The organism is Rhizobium sp. 2YAF20 (assembly GCF_052114685.1).
Taxonomy (GTDB): domain Bacteria; phylum Pseudomonadota; class Alphaproteobacteria; order Rhizobiales; family Rhizobiaceae; genus Rhizobium.
The window spans coordinates 1-18,797 of sequence record NZ_JBFRFF010000065.1 but is presented as its reverse complement, the minus strand read 5'-3'; the positions used below and the strand labels follow the sequence as shown (position 1 = coordinate 18,797).

The 18,797-nt window shown below is 58.3% G+C and carries 15 protein-coding genes, 1 tRNA gene and 1 pseudogene; 15 read left to right on the top strand and 2 right to left on the bottom strand.

Features of this window, described 5'->3' with window-relative positions; genetic code table 11:
- Positions 1-240, top strand: a pseudogene (gene tuf, locus AB4Z52_RS34110) (elongation factor Tu); the annotation flags it as partial.
- Between the two features lie 94 nt (positions 241-334).
- Here tuf and AB4Z52_RS34105 read toward each other — a convergent pair.
- Positions 335-925, bottom strand: coding sequence for a histidine phosphatase family protein (locus tag AB4Z52_RS34105; RefSeq protein ID WP_442222260.1), 591 nt, complete (start codon positions 923-925; stop codon positions 335-337).
- Positions 926-1,099: 174 nt separating this feature from the next.
- Here AB4Z52_RS34105 and AB4Z52_RS34100 point away from each other — a divergent pair, with 174 nt between their 5' ends.
- From AB4Z52_RS34100 to rpoC, 10 genes are all read left to right on the top strand, one after another.
- Positions 1,100-1,993, top strand: coding sequence for an NAD-dependent epimerase/dehydratase family protein (locus AB4Z52_RS34100; protein WP_442222259.1), 894 nt, complete (start codon positions 1,100-1,102; stop codon positions 1,991-1,993).
- Between the two features lie 130 nt (positions 1,994-2,123).
- Positions 2,124-2,199 (top strand) — tRNA-Trp (locus AB4Z52_RS34095).
- Between the two features lie 196 nt (positions 2,200-2,395).
- Complete coding sequence (secE, locus tag AB4Z52_RS34090) at positions 2,396-2,596, top strand: preprotein translocase subunit SecE (protein ID WP_111158107.1); 201 nt, start codon at positions 2,396-2,398, stop codon at positions 2,594-2,596.
- 18 nt (positions 2,597-2,614) lie between these two features.
- Positions 2,615-3,145, top strand: a complete 531-nt coding sequence (gene nusG / locus AB4Z52_RS34085) for a transcription termination/antitermination protein NusG (RefSeq protein ID WP_111158106.1) — start codon at positions 2,615-2,617, stop codon at positions 3,143-3,145.
- Between the two features lie 145 nt (positions 3,146-3,290).
- On the top strand, positions 3,291-3,719 hold the full coding sequence (gene rplK / locus AB4Z52_RS34080) for a 50S ribosomal protein L11 (protein WP_442222258.1): 429 nt from the start codon (positions 3,291-3,293) through the stop codon (positions 3,717-3,719).
- 4 nt (positions 3,720-3,723) lie between these two features.
- Entirely contained in the window at positions 3,724-4,419 is a 696-nt protein-coding gene (gene rplA, locus AB4Z52_RS34075) for a 50S ribosomal protein L1 (RefSeq protein WP_442222257.1), read from the top strand.
- Between the two features lie 335 nt (positions 4,420-4,754).
- Complete coding sequence (rplJ, locus tag AB4Z52_RS34070) at positions 4,755-5,273, top strand: 50S ribosomal protein L10 (RefSeq protein WP_111158103.1); 519 nt, start codon at positions 4,755-4,757, stop codon at positions 5,271-5,273.
- A 58-nt stretch (positions 5,274-5,331) separates the two neighbouring features.
- Positions 5,332-5,709, top strand: a complete 378-nt coding sequence (gene rplL, locus AB4Z52_RS34065) for a 50S ribosomal protein L7/L12 (protein ID WP_111158102.1) — start codon at positions 5,332-5,334, stop codon at positions 5,707-5,709.
- A 260-nt stretch (positions 5,710-5,969) separates the two neighbouring features.
- On the top strand, positions 5,970-10,112 hold the full coding sequence (gene rpoB / locus AB4Z52_RS34060; protein WP_442222256.1) for a DNA-directed RNA polymerase subunit beta: 4,143 nt from the start codon (positions 5,970-5,972) through the stop codon (positions 10,110-10,112).
- A 199-nt stretch (positions 10,113-10,311) separates the two neighbouring features.
- Positions 10,312-14,520 (top strand): DNA-directed RNA polymerase subunit beta', encoded by a 4,209-nt coding sequence (gene rpoC / locus AB4Z52_RS34055; protein ID WP_442222255.1) that lies wholly within the window; start codon positions 10,312-10,314, stop codon positions 14,518-14,520.
- Positions 14,521-14,633: 113 nt separating this feature from the next.
- On the opposite strand, the gene AB4Z52_RS34050 is transcribed toward rpoC, so the two are convergent.
- Complete coding sequence (locus tag AB4Z52_RS34050) at positions 14,634-14,927, bottom strand: transcriptional regulator (RefSeq protein ID WP_442222254.1); 294 nt, start codon at positions 14,925-14,927, stop codon at positions 14,634-14,636.
- Between the two features lie 507 nt (positions 14,928-15,434).
- On the opposite strand from AB4Z52_RS34050, the gene rpsL reads away from it, so the two are divergent.
- The 4 genes from rpsL to AB4Z52_RS34030 form a co-directional block, all read left to right on the top strand.
- Positions 15,435-15,806, top strand: coding sequence for a 30S ribosomal protein S12 (rpsL, locus tag AB4Z52_RS34045; protein WP_003507760.1), 372 nt, complete (start codon positions 15,435-15,437; stop codon positions 15,804-15,806).
- A gap of 76 nt (positions 15,807-15,882) precedes the next feature.
- Positions 15,883-16,353: a 30S ribosomal protein S7 gene (rpsG, locus tag AB4Z52_RS34040; RefSeq protein WP_111158098.1), complete on the top strand. Its 471-nt coding sequence runs from the start codon at positions 15,883-15,885 to the stop codon at positions 16,351-16,353.
- A gap of 30 nt (positions 16,354-16,383) precedes the next feature.
- Positions 16,384-18,483, top strand: coding sequence for an elongation factor G (gene fusA / locus AB4Z52_RS34035; RefSeq protein ID WP_442222253.1), 2,100 nt, complete (start codon positions 16,384-16,386; stop codon positions 18,481-18,483).
- A 67-nt stretch (positions 18,484-18,550) separates the two neighbouring features.
- Positions 18,551-18,797: GTP-binding protein (locus AB4Z52_RS34030; protein WP_442217304.1), on the top strand; the 247-nt coding region annotated here is incomplete at its 3' end.

The window sequence follows — 18,797 nt, the reverse complement described above, 5'->3', positions numbered from 1 at the left end:
GAAGGCGGTCGTCATACGCCGTTCTTCACCAACTATCGTCCGCAGTTCTACTTCCGCACGACCGACGTGACCGGCATCGTCTCCTTGCCTGAAGGCACGGAAATGGTCATGCCGGGCGACAACGTCACCGTTGCCGTTGAACTGATCGTGCCGATCGCCATGGAAGAAAAGCTGCGCTTCGCCATCCGCGAAGGCGGCCGCACCGTTGGCGCCGGCATCGTAGCGTCGATCGTCGAGTAAGTATCGGCTTTTACCGATTTAGAAGGTCCCGCTGGCAACAGCGGGACCTTTTTCCTTTGTCCGTTCTTGAACTTGGAAGGGTTTCAGCTGGGAACTAGGCCTCGCATTCGAGGTGGGTGACGGTACCGTTTTCCAGGCGGAAAATCGCATCCTGAGGCACGTCGAGCGACAGTCCGGCTTGTCTGTCGAGGCCGGCAAACAACCTGCGGATCATCCCACCGGCAACGCCATGCGAAACGATGATTTTCATCGCCGCCGGATCGTTCGAGATTTCGTCCAGCGCACCCGTGAGCCGCGTTTCCATCCCGTCGTAGCTCTCGCCATCCGGCGAATGAAAAAACCATTCGTAACGTCCGAGACCATCGCGCGCCTTGGGCCATTCCATTTCTATTTCGTAGTCGGTTAGGCCATCCCAGGAGCCCATTCCGACTTCCATCAATCGCGCATCCAGGATGATGTCGCCGGAGACGCCGAGCTCCTCAGAGATAATGCTCGCTGTCGCATGGGCGCGGCCAAGAGGACTGGAAAATAGTGTGACCTCAGCCGGGTCGACGAGCCTGCGAAGCGACCTGCCAACGCGCCGGGCCTGCGCTCTACCCAGTTCCGTCAGCGGCGAGTCAACCTGCCCCTGCCAGCGACTGCTCGCATTGAACTCGGTCTGACCGTGGCGAACCAAATAAATCATGAAATACGGGTCTCCTGAAAATGGATGAAATCAAAAGGAAATTCGAGAGGTTGGGCCTGGGACCCACTCGCTCTCATTCACATCTTCCTGATCACAACCGCCTGTCCACATCGCGCCCTTGCGAATGACAGCAAGGGGTTTATCTATCCCTCGCTTTTAACGGGAGGATCTTCGATGGCAAAGCGCATTCTGTTCACCGGCGGCACGGGCAAGGCGGGGCGGCATGCCGTGCCGTGGCTCATCAATGCCGGTTACGAAGTGCACAATGTCGATCTCGTGCCGCTCGACAGCCCCGGCGTCACCAATCTTATCGCGGATGTCACCGATCAGGGACAGGTGTTCAATGCACTGTCGATGCATCGGGATTTCCCGGATCTCGACAAGGGGGACGGCGTCCAGCCCTTCGACGCCGTCGTCCATTTTGCGGCGATCCCGCGCATTTTGATCAAGCCCGACAATGAGACGTTCCGCATCAATACGATGGGTACCTATAATGTCATCGAGGCAGCGGTGAAGCTCGGCATTCGCAAGATTATCGTCGCCTCGAGCGAGACGACCTATGGCATCTGCTTTGCCGAGGGCCATCGCGACTTCCACCAGTTTCCACTCGATGAGAACTATGACGTCGATCCGATGGACAGCTACGGTCTGTCCAAGGTCGTCAACGAGAAGACGGCGCGCGCCTTTGCCGAACGCTCGGGCTTCGACATCTATGCGCTCAGGATCGGCAACGTCATCGAACCGCACGAATATGAGACGTTTCCCGAATTCTTCGCCAAGCCGGAAATGCGCAAGCGCATCGCCTGGAGCTACATCGACGCACGCGACCTCGGACAGATCGTTCACCGCTGCATCGAGAAGGATGGGCTCGGCTTTCAGATATTCAACGCCGCCAACGATACGGTGTCGGCCAACACCCCGGTTCGCGAATTGGCGAAGCGCTTTTTCCCCAATGTGCCCTTCACCCGCGAGATCGGCGAGTACGAAGGCTTGCTTTCCAACGCCAAGATCCGCGACGTGCTCGGCTTTAAGCAAGAGCACGACTGGCGAAAATACGTGAAGGTCTAGCGGGCGGCGGAGGCGCATCGGAAAAATCGAAAAACACACTTGCCATTCATGGCGTCCCGTCTTAAAGGAGCGCCATGCGTCCATAGGGTGCTCGGCGAAAATGCGCCAGGTGCTTGAAGTCGCAGCGTGTGGGGGTATAGCTCAGCTGGTAGAGCGGCGGTCTCCAAAACCGCAGGTCGTAGGTTCGAGCCCTGCTGCCCCTGCCATTTTTCTTCGGTCTGTCTAGCGCGGCTCTATCGCTGCTTCATGGGATCGAAGACCAGTCACGAGAGTGGCGAATTTCGCGGAGCCTCGATTCCCTCTTGTTAAATTGGGAATCGATGTTTATGTAGGGTTCAACAGACACGCGGTGCGTGGGGCTGACTTGTTCAGCTTTACGCGCCGTAATTGCGTGGGCAGTCAATGGCATCCAAATCGAATCCGTTTACGTTTCTGCAGCAGGTCCGCTCCGAGACGGCAAAAGTCACTTGGCCATCGCGCCGCGAGACGATGATTTCGACAATCATGGTTCTTGTCATGGTGGTGTTTGCATCGGTGTTTTTCTTTGCCGCGGACCAGCTTATCGGTTGGATCCTCGGCTACGTGCTGCATGCCGGCAACTGATATTGGGTGGAGATGAAGATGGCGGCACGTTGGTACATCGTCCACGCTTATTCTAATTTTGAAAAGAAGGTTGCCGAATCCATCGAGGAGAAGGCAAGGCAGAAGGGTCTTTCTCACCTCTTCGAGAAGATACTGGTGCCGACCGAGAAGGTGGTTGAAGTGCGCCGCGGCCGCAAGGTCGATAGTGAGCGCAAGTTCTTCCCGGGCTACGTCATGGTACGTGCCAATCTGACGGATGAAGCCTACCACCTGATCAAGAATACGCCGAAGGTCACAGGATTCCTCGGCTCAGACAACAAGCCCGTTCCGATCCCGGACAGTGAAGCTGATCGCATCCTTGGTCAGGTTCAGGAAGGTGTCGAGCGGCCGAAGGCGTCCATATCCTTCGAGATCGGCGAGCAGGTCCGCGTTTCCGATGGTCCGTTCGCCTCCTTCAACGGCACCGTTCAGGATGTCGACGAAGAACGCTCCCGCCTCAAGGTGGAAGTATCGATTTTCGGCCGCGCTACGCCGGTCGAGCTTGAATACAGTCAGGTCGAGAAGGTCTGATTGAAGTTGCGACCTTAGGGTCGCGACAGCGCGTGGGAGGGAAGGGGCCTTAGCCGGACCCCGAGCCGCACCACGCAACCGCAGCCGCCGGAGAAATCCGGCATCAACGACCGGGTAACCGGTCAGCAGTGAAAGGCAGAGAGATATGGCTAAGAAAGTTGCAGGCCAGCTCAAGCTTCAGGTCAAGGCAGGATCGGCAAACCCGTCCCCGCCAATCGGCCCGGCGCTTGGTCAGCGTGGCGTTAACATCATGGAATTCTGCAAGGCGTTTAATGCCGCCACGCAGGAAATGGAAAAGGGCATGCCGATTCCGGTCGTCATCACCTATTACCAGGACAAGTCCTTCACCTTTATCATGAAGCAGCCGCCGGTCAGCTACTTCCTGAAGAAGGAAGCCAAGATCACGGCTGGTTCGAAGCTGCCTGGCAAGACCAAGGCCGGCTCGATCACCATCGATCAGGTTCGCACGATTGCTCAGGCCAAGATGAAGGACCTGAATGCAGCCGACGTCGAAGGCGCAATGGCAATGGTCGAGGGCTCTGCCCGCTCCATGGGCCTGGAAGTGGTGGGTTAAGACGATGGTTGCTAAGCGTATTCAGAAGATCCGCGAAGGCGTAGACGCTACCAAGCTCTACGCACTTCCGCTCGCCATCGGCATGGTCAAGGAACGGGCTATCGCCAAGTTCGACGAAACCGTCGAAGTGTCGATGAACCTCGGCGTCGACCCGCGCCATGCAGACCAGATGGTCCGTGGCGTAGTCAACCTGCCGAACGGTACCGGCCGTGACGTTCGCGTTGCCGTTTTCGCACGTGGCGCCAAGGCTGATGAAGCCCGCGCTGCAGGTGCTGACGTCGTTGGCGCCGAAGACCTGGTCGAAATCGTCCAGGGCGGCAAGATCGACTTCGATCGTTGCATCGCCACTCCTGACATGATGCCGCTCGTCGGCCGTCTCGGCAAGGTTCTCGGACCGCGCGGCATGATGCCGAACCCGAAGGTCGGAACGGTCACCATGGACGTTGCCGGTGCCGTCAAGGCATCCAAGGGCGGCGCTGTCGAGTTCCGCGTCGAGAAGGCTGGCATCGTTCATGCCGGTATCGGCAAGGCCTCGTTCGACGCCAAGGCTCTGGAAGAAAACATCCGTGCCTTCGCCGACGCCGTCATCAAGGCAAAGCCTGCTGGCGCCAAGGGCAACTACGTCAAGCGCGTAGCGATCTCCTCGACCATGGGTCCGGGCGTTCGCATCGACGTTTCGTCGGTCACGGCAGCGGCATAATCATCGGCGGGGCTTTTAGCCCGGTCGTCACGAATTCCCGGCCTCTCTAGGGAGGCTGGGATTTCCGGAGAAATCCGGAATTCCTGTCCGAGATTGCAGGTGGTTATCCCTTAATCACTGATGCCTGCATGAGACGGGTAAGACCCGAATTTTGAAGAAGTTTGCACTTCGATGAACTCGGTTCGAGCCTTGGATGCCTTGTGCCTTGCAGCCTTCGGGCTCGAGCGCGAGGGGACAGGATCCTCAAGCGTCGCTTGGGATCTCTACTGATCCCAGGAGGCAAAAGGCAACCCGGCAGGGCCGTTCTTCACGGTCTTGCCTACTGGAGAAAAGCAGTGGAAAGAGCGGAAAAACGCGAATTCGTCACGGAACTGAACGAAGTCTTCAAGGCTTCGGGCTCAGTTGTCGTGGCCCACTATGCTGGTGTCACAGTCGCACAGATGAACGACTTCCGTTCGAAGATGCGCGCTGCTGGCGGCACCGTCAAAGTCGCGAAGAACCGCCTGGCCAAAATTGCTCTTCAGGGCACGGAATCGGAAGGGATGTCTGATCTCTTCAAGGGACAGACGCTGATCGCATACAGCACTGATCCCGTAACGGCTCCAAAGGTTCTCGTGGATTTCGCCAAGACCAATGACAAGATCATTGTACTGGGCGGCGCCATGGGCACAACCACGCTCAATGCCGAAGCTGTTCGGTCGCTTGCGACCCTGCCTTCGCTTGACGAACTGCGTTCGAAGCTGCTGGCGATGATCCAGACACCAGCTACCCGTATCGCAGGGGTTGTTGCAGCACCGGCAAGTCAGCTTGCTCGCGTGTTCGCGGCCTACGCCAAGAAGGACGAAGCCGCGTAAGGCGGTTTTTCGCTGTTCATAATCAACCAGTTCGAACCGAACAAAAGGAACTAAAAACATGACTGATCTCGCAAAGATCGTTGACGACCTGTCCTCCCTGACCGTTCTCGAAGCCGCAGAACTGTCTAAGCTTCTCGAAGAAAAGTGGGGCGTTTCCGCTGCTGCTCCGGTAGCAGTTGCTGCTGCCGGCGGCGGTGCCGCTGCTGCTGTCGTTGAAGAAGAAAAGACCGAGTTCGACGTCATCCTTTCGGATGTCGGCGCCAACAAGATCAACGTCATCAAGGAAGTCCGCGCCATCACCGGCCTGGGCCTCAAGGAAGCCAAGGATCTGGTCGAAGCTGCTCCGAAGGCAGTCAAGGAAGGCGTTTCCAAGGCTGAAGCTGCTGACATCAAGAAGAAGCTTGAAGACGCTGGCGCCAAGGCCGACGTCAAGTAAGCATCAAACTGCTTTTGGGGGGTGGCTTTTTTGCCGCCTCCCATTTGCCGTTTTTCTGAACAAATTACCCAAAAGCCGGGAAAATGGCTTTTGGGTAATGGGTTCTTCAAGAGGATGGTCTCGAACCTGGAACAGCACAGCAATCCGCGCTGGCGTTTTGGGAATTGGACGAGATTGATTGACCCATTGATTGACGGGATCGCCTGGCCAGCGAAACCCGTCCGTTGCAGGCCCGGATGCAAGATTTTGAAGGAGCGACGATGGCTCAGACCCTTACGTTCAACGGTCGTAGGCGCGTACGCAAGTTTTTTGGTAAAATTCCCGAAGTCGCAGAAATGCCGAACCTCATCGAGGTTCAAAAGGCATCCTACGACCAGTTCCTGATGGTTAAAGAGCCAGAAGGTGGACGTCCTGAAGAGGGCCTCCAGTCCGTTTTCAAGTCGGTATTCCCGATCACAGATTTCTCCGGCGCTTCGATGCTGGAATTTGTTTCCTATGAATTCGAGCCGCCGAAATTCGACGTCGACGAATGCCGCCAGCGCGACCTGACCTACGCAGCGCCGCTCAAGGTGACGCTGCGCCTCATCGTGTTCGATATCGACGAGGATACGGGCGCGAAGTCCATCAAGGACATCAAGGAACAGAGCGTCTACATGGGCGACATGCCGCTCATGACCAACAACGGCACGTTCATTGTCAACGGCACCGAGCGCGTCATCGTCTCGCAGATGCACCGTTCGCCGGGCGTGTTCTTCGACCACGACAAGGGCAAGAGCCACTCGTCCGGCAAGCTTTTGTTCGCCGCCCGCGTCATCCCGTACCGTGGCTCGTGGCTCGACATCGAGTTCGACGCCAAAGACATCGTCTATGCGCGTATCGACCGTCGCCGCAAGATTCCTGTCACGTCACTGCTGATGGCGCTCGGCATGGACGGGGAAGAAATCCTTTCGACCTTCTACACCAAGTCGAACTACGTCCGTTCGGGCGACGGCTGGCGGATTCCGTTCAAGGCTGAAACCTTGAAGGGCGCAAAGACCATCACTGACATGGTCGACGCCGATACCGGCGAAGTCGTTGTCGAAGGCGGCAAGAAGCTGACCCCGCGCCTGCTTCGCACGCTGCAGGACAAGGGCCTCAAGGCTCTGAAGGCCAGCGACGAAGACATCTACGGCAACTATCTCGCCGAAGACATCGTCAACTTCGCAACCGGCGAGATCTATCTCGAAGCTGGCGACGAAATCGACGAAAAGTCCTTGGCACTGATCCTTGCCTCCGGCTTCGATGAAATCCCGGTTCTCGGCATCGACCACATCAATGTCGGCGCCTATATCCGCAACACGCTGTCTGCCGACAAGAACCAGAACCGTCAGGACGCACTGTTCGATATCTATCGCGTCATGCGTCCGGGCGAGCCGCCGACAATGGAATCGGCCGAAGCCATGTTCAATTCGCTGTTCTTCGACAGTGAGCGCTATGACCTGTCGGCCGTCGGCCGCGTCAAGATGAACATGCGCCTTGATCTCGACGTCGAAGACACGGTTCGCATCCTGCGCAAGGACGACATCCTGGCCGTGGTCAAGATGCTGGTCGAACTGCGCGATGGCAAGGGCGAGATCGACGATATCGACAACCTCGGCAACCGCCGCGTTCGCTCGGTTGGCGAGCTGATGGAAAATCAGTATCGCCTCGGCTTGCTGCGCATGGAACGGGCGATCAAGGAACGCATGTCCTCGATCGAGATCGACACGGTCATGCCGCAGGATCTGATCAACGCCAAGCCGGCAGCCGCCGCCGTCCGCGAATTCTTCGGCTCGTCGCAGCTGTCGCAGTTCATGGACCAGGTGAACCCGCTCTCGGAAATCACGCATAAGCGTCGTCTTTCGGCACTTGGACCTGGTGGTCTGACGCGCGAGCGCGCTGGCTTCGAAGTCCGCGACGTGCATCCGACCCACTATGGTCGTATTTGCCCGATCGAAACGCCGGAAGGCCCGAATATCGGTCTGATCAATTCGCTGGCGACCTTTGCCCGCGTCAACAAGTACGGCTTCATCGAAAGCCCTTACCGCAAGATCATCGACGGCAAGGTCACCTTTGAAGTGCTCTACCTCTCCGCAATGGAAGAGGCGAAGTACTACGTTGCTCAGGCAAATGCTGAAATGAACCCTGATGGTTCGTTCTCGGAAGAGTTCGTCGTCTGCCGTCATGCCGGCGAAGTCATGCTCGCTCCGCGCGACAACATCAATCTGATGGACGTCTCGCCGAAGCAGCTGGTCTCGGTCGCAGCCGCGCTCATTCCGTTCCTGGAAAACGACGACGCCAACCGTGCTCTGATGGGCTCGAACATGCAGCGTCAGGCCGTGCCTTTGCTGCGTGCGGAAGCTCCGTTCGTCGGCACCGGCATGGAACCGGTCGTTGCCCGCGATTCCGGCGCTGCCATCGGCGCCCGTCGTGGCGGCGTGGTCGACCAGGTCGATGCGACGCGTATCGTTATCCGCGCCACCGAGGACCTCGATCCGTCGAAGTCCGGTGTCGATATCTACCGCCTGATGAAGTTCCAGCGTTCGAACCAGAACACCTGTGTCAACCAGCGCCCGCTGGTCACCGTCGGTGACGTGGTCAACAAGGGCGACATCCTCGCAGACGGTCCATCGACGGACCTCGGCGATCTGGCGCTCGGTCGCAACGTGCTCGTCGCGTTCATGCCGTGGAATGGCTACAACTACGAAGACTCGATCCTGCTCTCCGAGCGTATCGTTGCCGACGACGTGTTCACCTCCATCCACATCGAGGAATTCGAAGTGATGGCTCGCGACACCAAGCTTGGTCCGGAAGAAATCACGCGTGACATTCCGAACGTTTCGGAAGAAGCGCTGAAGAACCTCGACGAAGCCGGCATCGTCTACATCGGCGCCGAAGTACAGCCGGGCGACATCCTCGTCGGCAAGATCACGCCGAAGGGCGAAAGCCCGATGACGCCGGAAGAAAAGCTTCTGCGCGCCATCTTCGGTGAAAAGGCCTCCGACGTCCGCGACACGTCCATGCGCATGCCGCCCGGCACCTACGGGACGGTCGTCGAAGTTCGCGTCTTCAATCGCCACGGCGTTGAGAAGGACGAACGCGCCATGGCAATCGAGCGTGAGGAAATCGAGCGTCTCGCCAAGGACCGCGACGACGAGCAGGCGATCCTCGACCGAAACGTCTACGGTCGCCTGATCGAGATGCTTCGCGGCCAGGCTTCCATCGCGGGGCCGAAGGGCTTCAAGAAAGGCGGCGAGCTTTCGAACTCGGTCGTGTCAGAATATCCGCGTTCGCAGTGGTGGATGTTTGCTGTCGAGGACGAACGTGTCCAGGGCGAACTCGAAGCACTTCGCGGCCAGTACGACGAATCCAAGTCGCGCCTTGAACAGCGCTTCATGGACAAGGTCGAAAAGGTCCAGCGCGGCGATGAAATGCCTCCGGGCGTCATGAAGATGGTCAAGGTCTTCGTCGCTGTGAAGCGCAAGATCCAGCCGGGCGACAAGATGGCCGGCCGTCATGGCAACAAGGGCGTCGTATCGCGCATCGTGCCGGTCGAAGACATGCCGTTCCTCGAAGACGGTACGCATGTCGACATCGTGCTCAATCCGCTCGGCGTGCCTTCGCGCATGAACGTCGGACAGATCCTCGAAACGCATCTCGGCTGGGCTTGCGCCGGCATGGGACGTCAGATCGGCGATCTTCTGGAAGCCTACAAGGTCAACGGCAACATCACGCCGCTTCGCAAGACGATCGACGATATCGTCGGACCTGGCCCGAAGGGCGATGAAGTCCGCGATTATGACGACGACTCCGTCGTTCGTCTGGCCGATCAGTGGAAGCGCGGCGTTTCGATTGCGACGCCGGTTTTCGACGGCGCCCATGAAGCCGACGTCAATGCCATGCTGGTATTGGCAGGCCTCAAGGAAAGCGGTCAGTCGACGCTGTACGATGGTCGTACCGGCGAGCAGTTCGACCGCCAGGTCACCGTTGGCTACATCTACATGCTGAAGCTCAACCACTTGGTCGACGACAAGATCCACGCTCGTTCGATCGGTCCTTACTCGCTCGTTACCCAGCAGCCGCTGGGCGGTAAAGCGCAGTTCGGTGGCCAGCGCTTCGGCGAAATGGAAGTCTGGGCGCTTGAGGCCTATGGCGCGGCTTACACGCTGCAGGAAATGCTGACGGTAAAGTCGGACGACGTCGCCGGCCGAACCAAGGTCTACGAAGCCATCGTCCGTGGCGACGATACCTTCGAGGCCGGCATTCCGGAGAGCTTCAACGTTCTCGTCAAGGAAATGCGCTCGCTTGGCCTCAGTGTCGAACTGGAGAACTCCAAGCTCGACGACCTGCAGGCGGCGACCCAGCTTCCAGACGCGGCTGAATAACATCCTCTAGGGTGCGCGCTGTCTAAACGCAGCGCGCACGCACCGTTCCCGCCGGCGCCCCGTTTTCGCGTGTCGGCCCGGCTGGGACGATTTCGCCGCAGTTTGCGGTTATTGTCGTTTTAAGGCGTCAGTCCGGTTCCCGGGAATTTGCCGGTACTGATCGCATTTTGAGGGCGTTTCGCCCATGAAGGAGACAGGCATGAACCAAGAGGTCATGAATCTTTTCAATCCGCAGGTGCCTGCACAGAACTTCGATTCCATCCGGATTTCGATCGCATCGCCGGAGAAGATTCTCTCCTGGTCTTACGGAGAGATCAAGAAGCCGGAGACCATCAACTACCGTACGTTCAAGCCGGAACGCGACGGTCTGTTCTGCGCGCGCATCTTTGGCCCGATCAAGGACTACGAGTGCCTGTGCGGCAAGTACAAGCGCATGAAGTACAAGGGTATCATCTGCGAAAAGTGCGGCGTCGAAGTGACGCTTTCACGCGTTCGCCGTGAGCGCATGGGCCACATCGAGCTCGCAGCTCCTGTCGCACACATCTGGTTCTTGAAGTCCCTGCCGAGCCGCATCTCCACGCTGCTCGACATGACGCTGAAGGATGTCGAACGCGTTCTCTACTTCGAAAACTACATCGTCACCGAGCCTGGCCTGACGGCGCTTAAGGAACATCACCTCCTTAGCGAAGAAGAATACATGCTCGCCGTCGATGAATATGGCGAAGACCAGTTCACCGCCATGATCGGTGCCGAAGCCATCTACGAGATGCTTGCCAGCATGAATCTCGAAAAGATCGCCGGCGACCTGCGCACGGATCTTGCCGAAACGACGTCGGATCTGAAGCAGAAGAAGCTGATGAAGCGGCTGAAGATCGTCGAGAACTTCCTGGAATCCGGCAACCGCCCGGAATGGATGATCATGAAGGTCGTTCCGGTCATCCCGCCGGACCTGCGCCCGCTCGTGCCTCTCGACGGTGGCCGTTTCGCCACCTCCGACCTGAACGATCTCTATCGCCGCGTCATCAACCGCAACAATCGTCTGAAGCGGCTGATCGAACTGCGCGCGCCTGGCATCATCATCCGCAACGAAAAGCGCATGTTGCAGGAATCCGTCGATGCGCTGTTTGACAACGGCCGTCGCGGTCGCGTCATCACGGGTGCCAACAAGCGTCCTTTGAAGTCGCTCTCCGACATGCTCAAGGGCAAGCAGGGCCGCTTCCGCCAGAACCTGCTCGGCAAGCGCGTCGACTATTCCGGCCGCTCGGTCATCGTGACCGGTCCGGAGCTGAAGCTGCACCAGTGCGGCTTGCCGAAGAAGATGGCGCTCGAGCTCTTCAAGCCGTTCATCTACGCCCGCCTCGACGCAAAGGGTTACTCCTCCACCGTCAAGCAGGCAAAGAAGCTGGTCGAGAAGGAAAAGCCCGAGGTTTGGGATATCCTCGACGAGGTCATCCGCGAACATCCGGTCCTCTTGAACCGCGCGCCGACGCTGCACCGTCTGGGCATCCAGGCTTTCGAACCCATGCTGGTCGAAGGCAAGGCGATCCAGCTGCATCCGCTCGTCTGCACGGCCTTCAACGCCGACTTCGACGGTGACCAGATGGCCGTCCACGTGCCGCTGTCGCTCGAAGCCCAGCTTGAAGCCCGCGTCCTGATGATGTCGACCAACAACATCCTGCACCCGGCAAACGGCGCGCCGATCATCGTTCCGTCGCAGGACATGGTTCTCGGTCTCTACTATCTGTCGATTCTGAACCAGAACGAGCCGGGCGAAGGCATGGCCTTCTCGGACCTCGGCGAGCTGCATCACGCGCTTGAAAACAAGGTCGTGACGCTGCACTCCAAGATCCGCGGCCGCTTCAAGTCCATCGACGAGGACGGCAAGCCCTATTCGAAGATCTACGAGACGACGCCTGGCCGTCTTCTCATCGGTGAACTGTTGCCGAAGAATTTCAAGGTGCCGTTCGACATTTGCAACCAGGAAATGACCAAGAAGAACATCTCCAAGATGATCGACACGGTCTATCGTCACTGCGGGCAGAAGGACACGGTCATTTTCTGCGACCGTATCATGCAGCTCGGTTTCGCCCATGCCTGCCGCGCCGGCATTTCGTTCGGCAAGGACGACATGGTCATTCCGGACACCAAGGTGAAGATCGTCGGCGACACCGAGTCGCTGGTGAAGGAATACGAACAGCAGTACAATGACGGCCTGATCACCCAGGGCGAGAAGTACAACAAGGTTGTCGACGCCTGGGGCAAGGCAACTGAAAAGGTCGCCGAAGAGATGATGGCCCGCATTAAGGCTGTCGAATTCGATCCGGCAACCGGTCGTCAAAAGCCGATGAACTCGATCTACATGATGAGCCATTCCGGCGCGCGCGGTTCTCCGAACCAGATGCGTCAGCTGGGCGGCATGCGCGGCCTGATGGCCAAGCCTTCGGGCGAAATCATTGAGACGCCGATCATCTCGAACTTCAAGGAAGGCCTGACCGTGAACGAGTACTTCAACTCGACGCACGGCGCCCGCAAGGGTCTCGCAGACACCGCTTTGAAGACCGCGAACTCCGGTTACCTGACCCGCCGTCTCGTCGACGTCGCGCAGGATTGCATTGTTACGCATGTCGATTGCGGCACAGACAAGGGCCTCACCATGACCGCCATCGTCGATGCCGGTCAGGTCGTTGCCTCCATCGGCGTCCGTATCCTCGGCCGTACCGCGCTGGACGACATCGATCATCCGGTCACGGGTGAGCGCATCGTCGATGCTGGCCGCATGATCCTCGAGCCGGACGTCCTGTTGATCGAAAAGGCAGGCATTCAGTCGATCCGCATCCGCTCGGCGCTGACCTGCGAAATCCAGACCGGCGTCTGCGGCGTCTGCTACGGCCGCGACCTTGCTCGCGGAACACCGGTCAACATTGGTGAAGCTGTCGGCGTCATCGCAGCGCAGTCGATCGGTGAGCCGGGCACCCAGCTGACGATGCGTACCTTCCACTTGGGCGGCACGGCGACCGTGGTCGACCAGTCGTTCCTGGAGGCATCCTACGAAGGCACGGTTCAACTGAAGAACCGCAACATGCTGCGCAACTCCGACGGCGTTCTCGTCGCCATGGGCCGCAACATGACGATCCAGATCCTTGACGAACGCGGCGTGGAACGGTCCTCGCAGCGCGTCGCCTACGGCTCGAAGATCTATGTCGACGACGCCGACAAGGTGAAGCGCGGCCAGCGTCTGGCCGAGTGGGATCCTTATACACGTCCGATCATGACGGAACTGGCTGGTACAGTTCAGTTCGAAGACGTCATCGACGGTCTCTCCGTTCTCGAAGCGACCGACGAATCGACTGGCATCACCAAGCGTCAGGTCATTGATTGGCGTTCGACGCCACGCGGTACCGACCTGAAGCCGGCGATCGTCATCAAGGACGCCAACGGCAACGTCGCCAAGCTGCCGCGCGGCACCGATGCCCGGTTCTTCCTGTCGGTCGAAGCGATCCTGTCCGTCGAGCCTGGCCAGAAGGTCAGCCAGGGTGACGTTCTTGCCCGCTCGCCGCTGGAAAGCGCCAAGACCAAGGACATCACCGGTGGTCTGCCGCGCGTTGCCGAACTGTTCGAAGCCCGTCGTCCGAAGGACCATGCCATCATCGCAGAGATCGATGGTACGATCCGCCTCGGCCGCGACTACAAGAACAAGCGCCGCGTCATCATCGAGCCTGCGGAAGACGGCGTCGAACCGGTCGAGTACTTGATCCCGAAGGGCAAGCCCTTCCATCTTCAGGATGGCGACTACATCGAAAAGGGTGACTATATCCTCGACGGTAACCCGGCACCGCACGACATCCTGGCGATCAAGGGCGTGGAGGCTTTGGCTTCCTATCTCGTGAACGAAATCCAGGAAGTCTATCGTCTGCAGGGCGTTGTCATCAACGACAAGCACATCGAAGTGATTGTCCGTCAGATGCTGCAGAAGGTCGAAATCACCGATGCGGGCGATACCCACTACATCGTCGGCGACAGTGTCGACCGGATCGAACTCGACGACTTGAACGAAAGCCTGATCGAACAGGGCAAGAAGCCTGCCTACGGCGACCCGGTTCTTCTCGGCATCACCAAGGCGTCGCTGCAGACCCCTTCGTTCATCTCCGCCGCCTCCTTCCAGGAAACGACGAAGGTGCTGACGGAAGCTGCAATCGCAGGTAAGACCGATGGCCTGCAGGGTCTGAAGGAAAACGTCATCGTCGGCCGCCTGATCCCGGCCGGTACCGGTGGTACCATGACGCAGATCCGCCGCATCGCGACCGCTCGCGACGAGCTGATCCTCGAAGAGCGCCGCAAGGGCTCCGGCTCGGCTGTTGCCACGCCGATGCTGCAGGACATGAACGAGAGCGCATCCGCCGCCGAATAAGCTGCGAACGACTGTATCAGTAAAAAACCGCCCGGATCGCTCCGGGCGGTTTTTCGTTTGGTGTAATGTAGGCAGAGGCGAGGGCAGTTTTCGTCGCGGCGCCTTCCAACAGATCAACGGAAGCGGATGATTGCCACTTCGCCTTCGAGTGCGCCCTGATAGGCCGAGGCATGCGGTTCTTCGTCGGGCACTTCCGTCAGCATGCCGATCTGGTCGAGGTCGGCCTCGATGAAGCCTTCTTCGGCAAGCGCATTCAGTGCTTCGCGCACCGCGGTGTCGTCGTCCGGAGCCTTCAGCATCACATGCAGGTCGACGCCCTCGCTGCCATCCGTCTCATATCCCTTGCCGATGATGATGAAGACCATGGGGCCGTCGTAATTGTTGTCGTTGTCGGGCGTGGCGATCATCAAGTCTTCCTTCGGTAGAAATCGATTCGGCTGGCGAATCTCTAGGTTGCCTTCGCGCGTTGGCGGCACGGTTTCACCGATTCATTATAGGCTTTCACCGAAATGCCCAAGTCCAACTTGAAGGGTGGGTACCATTTCCCTATAAATGGATCGCAAAGGCCATGTTTGCAGGGCTTTCAGCCGCAGCCGGCAAAGATTATTTCTTAACCGGCCTTGACGAATGGGCGCGAACCCAGTATTCCCCGCGCCATCAGGTCCGATGTGAGGCTAGGCTATTCGGAGCGACACGCTCTGGAGTTCGCCTCAAACAAGGTCCTAAACGCACGTTGAATATATGAATGCTGCACGCACGACGCATTTTTTATGTGTCCTCTGCTTTTTGTGGTCCATCCGTGCAAGCGGATAGGGCCACGTTTTGCGCATTGACATGATCGTGTGTCGTTGCCGGAGACGGCGAGTGGTATGCCCGAAAGGGTATCGAGATAAGATTTTATAAGGGATGGTTGAATGCCTACCGTAAACCAGCTGATCCGCAAGCCTCGCCAGGCGCAGGTAAAGCGCAACAAGGTTCCTGCCCTGCAGGAAAACCCGCAGAAGCGCGGCGTTTGCACACGCGTCTACACGACCACGCCGAAGAAGCCGAACTCGGCTCTGCGTAAGGTCGCAAAGATCCGCCTGACCAACGGCTTCGAAGTCATTGGTTACATTCCGGGTGAAGGCCATAACCTTCAGGAACACTCTGTCGTGATGATCCGCGGCGGCCGTGTGAAGGACTTGCCCGGCGTTCGTTACCACATCATTCGCGGTGTTCTCGATACCCAGGGTGTCAAGAACCGCAAGCAGCGCCGTTCCAAGTACGGTGCAAAGCGTCCGAAGTAATTCGGTTCGGAAATCCGGCGCTACGCGAGGTTCTCCGCGTGATGAAGCGTCAGTAACAAGTTGAGAGACGACAAATATGTCCCGACGTCATAAAGCAGAGAAGCGTGAAATCAACCCGGATCCCAAGTTCGGTGATCTGGTTGTAACGAAGTTCATGAACGCGATCATGCTTCACGGCAAAAAGTCCGTGGCTGAAAACATTGTATACGGTGCATTCGAAACCGTGCAGGGCAAGTCCAAGCAGGAGCCGTTGATCGTGTTCCACGCCGCTCTGGACAACATTGCTCCGCATGTCGAAGTTCGTTCGCGCCGCGTTGGTGGTGCCACATATCAGGTTCCGGTCGACGTTCGTCCCGAGCGCCGCCAGGCTCTCGCGATCCGTTGGTTGATCGCGGCTGCCCGCAAGCGCAATGAAACAACCATGGTCGATCGCCTCAGCGGCGAGCTTCTCGATGCGTCCAACAATCGTGGAAGCGCCGTCAAGAAGCGCGAAGACACGCACAAGATGGCTGATGCCAACCGTGCGTTCTCGCATTATCGCTGGTAATCGAAAAACGGTATCGAAAGGCAGTCCAAAATGGCTCGCGCATACAAAATCGAAGACTACCGTAATTTCGGTATCATGGCGCATATCGACGCCGGTAAGACCACGACCACCGAGCGGATTCTTTATTACACCGGCAAGTCGCACAAGATTGGTGAAGTTCACGACGGCGCTGCCACGATGGACTGGATGGAGCAGGAACAGGAACGTGGCATCACGATCACGTCCGCTGCAACCACGACTTACTGGAAGGGCCGTGACGGCAAGACCCGTCGCTTCAACATCATCGACACCCCCGGACACGTCGACTTCACCATCGAAGTCGAGCGTTCGCTGCGCGTACTCGACGGCGCAATCGCGCTGCTCGATGCCAACGCCGGTGTCGAGCCGCAGACGGAAACCGTCTGGCGTCAGGCTGAAAAGTACCATGTTCCGCGGATGATCTTCTGCAACAAGATGGACAAGACCGGCGCTGATTTCTATCGTTCGGTCGAGATGATCAAGACCCGCCTGGGTGCGATTGCCGTCGTCATGCAGCTGCCGATCGGCGCTGAAAGCGATTTCATCGGCGTTATCGACCTGATCGAGATGAACGCCCTGATCTGGCGCGACGAACAGCTCGGCGCCCAGTGGGATGTCGTCGAGATCCCTGAGGACATGAAGGAAAAGGCGCAGGAATATCGCGAGAAGATGATCGAACAGGTCGTCGATATCGATGAAGCTGCGACGGAAGCCTATCTCGAAGGCATCATGCCTGACAATGATCAGATCCGCGCGCTGGTTCGCCGCGGCACGATCGACGTCAAGTTCCATCCGATGTTCTGCGGCACAGCCTTCAAGAACAAGGGTGTTCAGCCTTTGCTCGACGCCGTTGTCGATTACTTGCCTTCGCCACTCGATATTCCTTCGATCGCTGGCATCGACGTGAAGACGGAAGCAGAAATTGCTCGGCATCCGTCGGATGACGAACCGCTTTCGATGCTCGCATTCAAGATCATGAACGACCCCTTCGTTGGTTCGCTCACCTTCGCTCGTATCTATTCCGGCAAGCTCGAAAAGGGCACGGCGGTCATGAACACCGTCAAGGAAAAGCGCGAGCGCATCGGTCGTATGCTGCAGATGCACTCCAATTCCCGTGAAGACATCGAAGAAGCCTTCGCCGGCGACATCGTTGCTCTTGCCGGCCTCAAGGAAACCACCACCGGCGACACGCTCTGCGATCCGCTGCATCAGGTTATTCTTGAGCGCATGGAATTCCCCGAGCCGGTCATCCAGATCGCCATCGAGCCGAAGACCAAGGGCGACCAGGAAAAGATGGGCCTCGCGCTCAACCGCCTGGCTGCTGAAGATCCTTCGTTCCGCGTCAAGACGGACGAAGAATCCGGCCAGACGATCATTGCCGGCATGGGCGAACTGCATCTCGACATTCTCGTCGACCGTATGCGTCGCGAATTCAAGGTCGAAGCAACCGTCGGCGCGCCGCAGGTTGCCTACCGCGAAAGCATTACGCGCAAGCACGAAGAAGATTACACGCACAAGAAGCAGTCCGGTGGTACCGGTCAGTTCGCGCGCGTCAAGATCATCTTCGAACCGAACCCGGATGGCGACGATTTCAAGTTCGAATCGAAGATCGTTGGTGGCTCGATCCCGAAGGAATACATCCCGGGCGTTCAAAAGGGTATCGAAAGCGTGCTTTCTTCCGGTCCGCTGGCTGGCTTCCCGATGCTCGGCGTCAAGGCAACCTTGATCGACGGCGCATTCCACGATGTTGACTCGTCGGTTCTCGCCTTCGAAATTGCTTCTCGCGCCTGCTTCCGTGAAGCGGCCAAGAAGGCTGGTGCCCAGCTTCTCGAGCCGATCATGAAGGTCGAAGTCGTGACGCCTGAAGATTACGTCGGTGACGTGATCGGCGATCTGAACTCGCGTCGCGGTCAGATCCAGGGTCAGGAAAGCCGCGGTATCGCCGTTGTCATCAACGCGCACGTGCCGCTGGCCAACATGTTCAAGTATGTCGACAACCTGCGCTCCATGTCGCAGGGCCGCGCTCAGTACACGATGTCGTTCGATCATTACGCGCCGGTCCCGAGCAACGTCGCACAGGAAATCCAGGCAAAGTATTCCGGTCAGAAGTGACCGGCATACCTATTGACCGATAAAAGAGAAATTCATCCCGTCAGGGAAAAGATAATGGAGAGCCGAAATGGCAAAGAGTAAGTTTGAGCGCAACAAGCCGCACGTTAACATCGGCACGATTGGCCACGTTGACCACGGCAAGACGTCTCTGACGGCAGCGATCACCAAGTATTTCGGCGAGTACAAGCGTTACGACCAGATCGACGCTGCCCCGGAAGAAAAGGCGCGTGGCATCACGATTTCGACGGCCCACGTCGAATATGAGACGCCGGCCCGCCACTACGCCCACGTCGACTGCCCCGGCCACGCCGACT